The 6167-nt window shown below is 70.0% G+C and carries 6 protein-coding genes and 1 pseudogene; 6 read left to right on the top strand and 1 reads right to left on the bottom strand.

The features are described 5' to 3' along the window. Positions 1-117: 117 nt before the first annotated feature. On the bottom strand, positions 118-315 hold the full coding sequence (locus tag IT371_31745) for a hypothetical protein (protein ID MCC6752264.1): 198 nt from the start codon (positions 313-315) through the stop codon (positions 118-120). Positions 316-462: 147 nt separating this feature from the next. On the opposite strand from IT371_31745, the gene IT371_31740 reads away from it, so the two are divergent. The 6 genes and pseudogenes from IT371_31740 (at position 463) to IT371_31715 (ending at position 6065) form a co-directional block, all read left to right on the top strand. Next, positions 463-1158 (top strand): transposase, encoded by a 696-nt coding sequence (locus IT371_31740; GenBank protein MCC6752263.1) that lies wholly within the window; start codon positions 463-465, stop codon positions 1156-1158. A gap of 239 nt (positions 1159-1397) precedes the next feature. Next, entirely contained in the window at positions 1398-2453 is a 1056-nt protein-coding gene (locus IT371_31735) for a hypothetical protein (GenBank protein MCC6752262.1), read from the top strand. An 18-nt stretch (positions 2454-2471) separates the two neighbouring features. Beyond that, entirely contained in the window at positions 2472-3227 is a 756-nt protein-coding gene (locus IT371_31730) for a hypothetical protein (protein MCC6752261.1), read from the top strand. A 92-nt stretch (positions 3228-3319) separates the two neighbouring features. Further along, the gene (locus tag IT371_31725) at positions 3320-3562 is read left to right on the top strand and encodes a hypothetical protein (GenBank protein ID MCC6752260.1); all 243 of its coding nucleotides are present in this window, start codon (positions 3320-3322) and stop codon (positions 3560-3562) included. Beyond that, positions 3547-5001, top strand: a complete 1455-nt coding sequence (locus tag IT371_31720) for a hypothetical protein (GenBank protein ID MCC6752259.1) — start codon at positions 3547-3549, stop codon at positions 4999-5001. Before IT371_31725 ends, IT371_31720 begins: the two co-directional genes overlap by 16 nt. Continuing rightward, positions 4928-6065 (top strand): annotated as a pseudogene (locus tag IT371_31715) (HAD-IC family P-type ATPase). Before IT371_31720 ends, IT371_31715 begins: the two are co-directional and overlap by 74 nt. Positions 6066-6167: the final 102 nt, after the last annotated feature.

Raw genomic sequence — 6167 nt, 5'->3', positions numbered from 1 at the left:
GCGTCCACCTCGCGAGCGGCGAGACCCCGAGCTCCAGAGGCTTCGGGGCGCGCGTCGTGAAGGCGAGCCGGCGGCCGGGGCGGAGCTCGAGCGCCGGCAAAGCGCAGTTGGCTTTCCTTAGCCGCCGCCGGTCGAGTCCGGCGCGTTCCTGCGGGCGCGCGTGGCGGTGAGCAAGGTCGCCCAGCCGCAGGTCGCCGCGGCCGGGCTCCCACGCCGGTACGAGGGCGGCGCGCTCGCGGTGCGCGCGGTGCTGGTGAGCACGAAGGGGCTCTCCGTGTACGAGCCCGGCTCGGACGCCGCGCGCGCCAGGAGCACGGCCACCTCTTCGGTCGAGCCCGCGCCGAGGAGCGACGCACGCCATGCGGCCTCGGTGCTCCACCAGGCGATTTACATGGTGGGCGGTCGCCTCGACTCGGGGCGGTGGGCGGGCGAGGTGTCGCGCCACGGCGGCACGGATCGCTCGTGGGCGCAGCTCCTGGCGCCGGGCACGGGAGAGCCCTGGAGCGACCCGTCGCCCCGCGACGTGCGCGCCGTGGGCCTCGACGCCGCGCACGGGGTCCTCGCGTTCGTGGACTACGCCGAGGCGAAGGGCGCGTTCGGCCTTCGGATCCCGCTCGCATCCAGCGGGGACGCTCCACCGAGGCCGCCAAGACCCTGCTCGGCAAGCTCGGCGGGATCCTGGTAAGCGACCGCTACAGCGCCTACGGCTTCTGGCGCCTGGCGATGCGCCAAGTCTGCTGGGCGCATCTCATCCGGGACTTTGTCACCATCGCGGAGCGTGGCGGCGACTCGGCCCGCATCGGAGACGGCGTGCGCGTTCACGCGACTGGTGAGGACGCCGCGAGATCTGCCTCGCCGGCTGCGGTTTTCCTGCGGTCCGCTGCTCGAGTACCCCTGTACACTCCGCTGCGGTCCTCGGAAAACCATCGCCGGACCGGAGGCCCTTCGGGCCTCCTCGAGGCAGCTTTCGCGGCGGGCAACCTGAGGCGTGAACGCATACGACTGCGCATCCGAGCAGTGGACCACTTCAGGACCGCCGAGTGGATCAGTTCCTGGGCGCCGCCGAAGGCTCGTGGGCCCGGCGAGGGCGCTGGCCGCGCGGAACGCGGAAGAGGTGAAGGGGCGCCCTGTCTTGACATGGGTCGCTGGGCGGGGTAGACGATCCACCATGACGCGCACGGTTGCATACCCCCCCCCCCCCACACACACAATTGGGCATCCACGTCGCCCTCCTGGCGGCTGCCATCGGCCTAGCCGGCTGCGGCTCAGACGCGCCGCCCAGCCCGTCCTCCTCGGGCTTGGGCGTTCTTGACGACGGACGCCGGTTTGAGTCACTGGAAGCTCAACGGGTCGCGGGGGTGGCACCAGCCAAACCGAAGATCGTCGGACGCATCCCGATGAAGACCGTAGCGGCGGGGCCGGCCGGTCCAGATGGAGACACGCCGCAATGGAAGCGCGCCCCAGCTGGCTACGTCCGGGAGAACACACCGCTGACCGTCGCGCGCTACGTCGCAGGAGACGATCATGCAGATCTACTGGAGTTCGACCCTGACGAACTGCGCCGGCTCGCAGAGGTCGCTCGGGAGCTGCGCCTCGAAGAGGAGAGCAGCGCCATCTATCCCGGGGGCGACGAGTCGGCGCCCGCCGCGTTGCCCCCAGTCAGCCCAGCGGTCCGACCTCAGGGCCTTTCCGACGGCGTCGAGAACCGACTTGATCTGAGCGCGTCGAACGACGGCGCCTACAACCGCCAGGGGCGCCTGTGGGGGGACGGGGGCTGCACGGCGCAACTAATCGGTCGGCGCATCGTGGCCACAGCGGCCCACTGCGTGATCCGGTACAGCGACGGAGCGTACGTCGGCGGCACGTTCGCTGCGGACCAGGTCGGCAACACCACGCCATTTGGCGTTCAGACGCTTCAGCAGGTCTGGTACGGAGGCAAGTACATCCAGTACTGTACCAATCCGGCCCCCGGCTACTGGTCGGACTGCGTGCGCGAGGACTGGGCCTTCGTCGTCCTGCAAGACAACTTCCCCAGCGGGCATCCGGGCTACTTCGGCTACGAGGCCCCCACGGAGCAGGGTTTCCGCGACGCGACAAAGGTGCACGCCGGCTACCCCGGATGTGGCTATCCGCACAGTCCGTCTCCATGCGCTGACAATCACCTCTACGGCCAGGCCGCGTTCTGCACAACGGGCGACTTCCTCTGGCCATTCGACAACGGATTCAAAGCCGCAGTCGAGCTGGGCTGCGATGCTAGTCCCGGTCATTCAGGGGGCGCTGTGTGGCGATCCACCCATCGAAGAATTCTAGGGGTGGCCAGCACGGAGCAGTGTGCGACGTGCACGCCTGCCGAGCAGCCGGACGCCCATGTCAGGGCGTACCCAAACCTATTCAGTCGCTACAGCAGCTTCCATGTGGGCCTGGTGAACAACCTTCGCGTCCAGTATCCGTGAGAAGAAGAGGAGGCCTCGATGAAGTCGAAATGGATCTTTGTCCCGCTTGCGGCGCTCCTGACTGGGGCCGCACCGTCGTGCTCGGGCGAGTCGGCCGGCTCGTCTCCGGTCTCGAACGGCGCGAGCTCCACTGGCGGCGCCGGCACAGACGCGGGCGGTGCGCCGACCGCGTACCCGGATGGCTGTGATCCGATCATTCCGGAAGGTGCCATCAAGTGCTGGAGCGACGCATGCAAGGATCAGCGCTGTGGCGCCGACGACTCCGTGTATGACGCAGATGGGTGCTTCAAGGTTTGCCAAACGAACGCCGACTGCGAGGCGACGGAGACGTGCCGTGAAGTGGAGTACTCAAGGGTGACTTGCGACGGCGAGGACCCGTGCAACTGCGGAACGGACCTGGCCATCCACACCCGGCTGCTCTGCAGCCCGGGCGCGGCGAACGGCGGAGGTTCCTGGGGTTCTGCTTCGACGGGCGGCACAGACGCGGGCGGTGCGCCGACCGCGTACCCGGAAGGCTGTCAACCGATCATTCCGGAGGCTGCCCTCAGGTGCTGGAGCGACGCATGCAAGGACCAGCGCTGTGGCTCCGACGACTCGGTGTATGACGGAGCTGGGTGCTTCAAGGTCTGCCAAACGGACGCCGACTGCAAGGCGACGGAGACGTGCCGTGAAGTGGAGTACTCAGGGGTGACTTGCGACGGCGACGACCCGTGCAACTGCGGAACGGACCTGGCCATCCACACCCGGCTGCTCTGCGCGCCCCGAGTGGACTGACGCCTCCGGCGTTCGAGACGACGACCGGCAGGACGCGGCTGCTCGCGAGGTGGCCGTACCTGGGGCTCTTCCGCCACCTGAGCGTGGCCGCGATGGCGGACGGACGCGTCGCGCTCGTCGCGGGCGGCGAGCACGCCTGGTGGGCGTACCGCCTGGACGTGAGCGGCGCGCACGTGCGCTTCACCGGCGCGACGAGCGGCCTCGGCCAGGTGCTGGACCAGCCGGCGATGGGCGAGCGCTGGCTGCGCCTGCCCGTGCTCCGCGCGGGGCGCCTGCACTACGAGGAGCTCGGCGCCGATCGCTTCCGCGGAGGCGGCGAGTGCGGCGCGCTCTGAGCGCCGCGCTCTCGGCGCTCCTCCTCGCTGCTTGCGCTCCGGGGCCACACGGCTCCGGCGCGCAGGGGGACGCCGGGGGCTCGGCCGGCGCGGACGCGGGCGGCTCGGGCGGCGCGGGCTCGACCGGCGGCGCCCCGAGCGGCGGCGGTGGCCTCGCCGCGGGGGGAGCCGGGGGTACCGGAGGGGGCACGACGGAGGCGGGGATCCCGGGCGCCTCGACCCTGCCGGCGGGGCTCGAGTGGCTCGGCGACTCGTCGCTGTGGATCCCCGTCCCCGGCGCGGAGCCGATGCACCCGCGGTGCCGCGCCTATTACCTCGCCGACCCAGCGAAGGGGAACTTCACGCCCGCCGCCTGGGCACCGTGCGGCGCCGGCTGCGAGGTGCTCGACCTCGACGGGGACTTCGGGGTGCGCGGGTATTCGAAGATGACCGAAGCCACAGGAGTCACGACCCACCGCGAACTCGGTAGAGTAGTCGCCTTGGCAGGATTCCGGCACTACGTAGAGTCCACGACGCACGCCTACCACATCAACTCGCTGTGGCGTGTCGATCCAACCCAGAGCAAGCTCTACGCGGCACTCCTCACCGTGGACGCAGCAGCTGCCGACGCCTACTGCGACTCCGGCTTCGCGCGCATGGGCGCAACGGTCGGGGACATGGGAGGGAAGGGCGCGGGAGACGTGACCATGGTCTTGAACTTCGCCTCGCCGTTCGCCGGCGAAGGCTGGAAGTTCGCGGCCCCCGCGTCATCGCTCGCGGCCGCGCCCTGGGTCTCCCACGGCATGGACGACCCCCCTGCCCTGTTCGCGACCGGGCGCGGCGGCGTCCTCGCGCTGCTCGACATGACGCGCAACGAGTGGACCACGCTCGAGACCCAGACGGGCACCGAACCAGGAGTCGGCGAGGGAGATCTCTCCATCTGGATTGACCACGTCGAGGCGCCCACGGACCGGCTGCGCGGCTGGGCGCCGGACGGAGCCGGCGTACGGACGCTGCTCCCTGAGCTGCCCGAGACCACCTGGTGGGTGGGGCTCTCCGCCACGAGGTTCGTGGGAGCTGCCATGAGCGGCCCCGGTGGTGCTCTCGAACCCGACACGGTACGCCTGTGGCACTCCCCGCGCGTCTACGGGCCGGCCACGGGAGCGCCGGCCATCGAGGTGGGTCCTGCTTGGCCACCAACACCGATCGAGGGATACCACCACCTCGTCAACACACCCGGTCCTCGCACCTGGGGCGACCACGCGCTGGCGATGGTGGTCGCCTTCTCGTCCACCCGCGATCGGCGCGGCCATCCTGGGCGAGTGGTTCGAGGGGGCTCTGCTGTTGTTTCTCTTCACCCTCGGTCACGGGCTCGAAGGCTACGCGATGCGCCGCGCGCGCAACGCCATCGGCGCGCTGGCGAAGCTCGTCCCAGAGACCGCGCTGCGCATCAACGATGACGGGCGCGAGGAGGATGTGGCGGTAACCGAACTCGTGGTGGGCGACCGCATCCTGGTGAAGCCCAACACGCGCATCCCGGCGGACGGGTTCGTCAGCGCCGGGTCGAGCAGCGTGAATCAGGCGCCGATCACGGGCGAGAGCGTCCCAGTCGACAAGCGACCCGTCAGTGACCTCGATAGCGCCCTGGCCGCTCCCGAGGGTCTGGAAGCGGAGCATCGCGTGTTCGCCGGCACCATCAACGGAGCTGCAGCGATCACTGCCCTGGTCACGAAGACCGCGAGCGAGAGCACGCTCGCTCGCGTCGTGAAGCTGGTGGCCGAGGCCGAGACCCAGAAGTCACCGACACAGCAGTTCACTGACCGCTTCGAGCGCGCGTTCGTGCCGGTCATCCTCGTCGTCGTAGTCGGACTTCTCTTCGCCTGGGTCCTGATCGACGAGCCCTTCACCCGGAGCTTCTACCGCGCCATGGCCGTGCTCGTCGCCGCAAGCCCGTGCGCCCTCGCCATCGCGACGCCGAGCGCCGTCCTGTCTGGGGTCGCTCGTGCGGCGCGGGCCGGTGTCCTCGTGAAGGGAGGCGCGCACCTCGAATCGCTCGGGCTGGTCCGTGCGATCGCGTTCGACAAGACTGGGACGCTCACCGAAGGCAAGCCGCGTCTCACCGACGTCATCACGCTCGACGGCGCCGACGAGGACGAGCTGCTCGCAGTCGCCGTAGCCGTCGAGAGACAGTCCGATCATCCACTGGCGAGCGCAATCGTGGAAGGCGTCGGTGCGCGGCGTCCTGGTCTCGCGACCCTCGAAGCCTCGGCGGTGGAGGCCGTGGTCGGCTATGGGGTTCGCGCAACGGTGGGTGGCGCCGAGGTGGCGATCGGCAAGCCGGGCCTGTTCACGCGCGATGGGGCGCTGCCGCAGAGCGTATCCGACGTCGTGGGCAACCTGCAGAGCGAGGGGCGCAGTCATGGTCGTCCGTTCGGGCGCCCGCTTCCTCGGCGCTCTCGGCGTGATGGACACACCGCGCGACAGCGCAGGGGCGGTCGTCTCAACGAGCAGGCAGCCACGCTGAAGAACCCGCCGAAGACCGTCGCGGATCTTCTCGACACTCTACAGCGTCAAGGGTTGCCGCTCGCCGTTGCGCGCCTCCGCGAGGCATTCGGGTCGCCGCGAT

It is taken from the genome of Deltaproteobacteria bacterium (genome assembly GCA_020848905.1).
Classification (GTDB): domain Bacteria; phylum Myxococcota_A; class Polyangia.
This window is presented reverse-complemented; position numbering and strand designations above follow the sequence as displayed.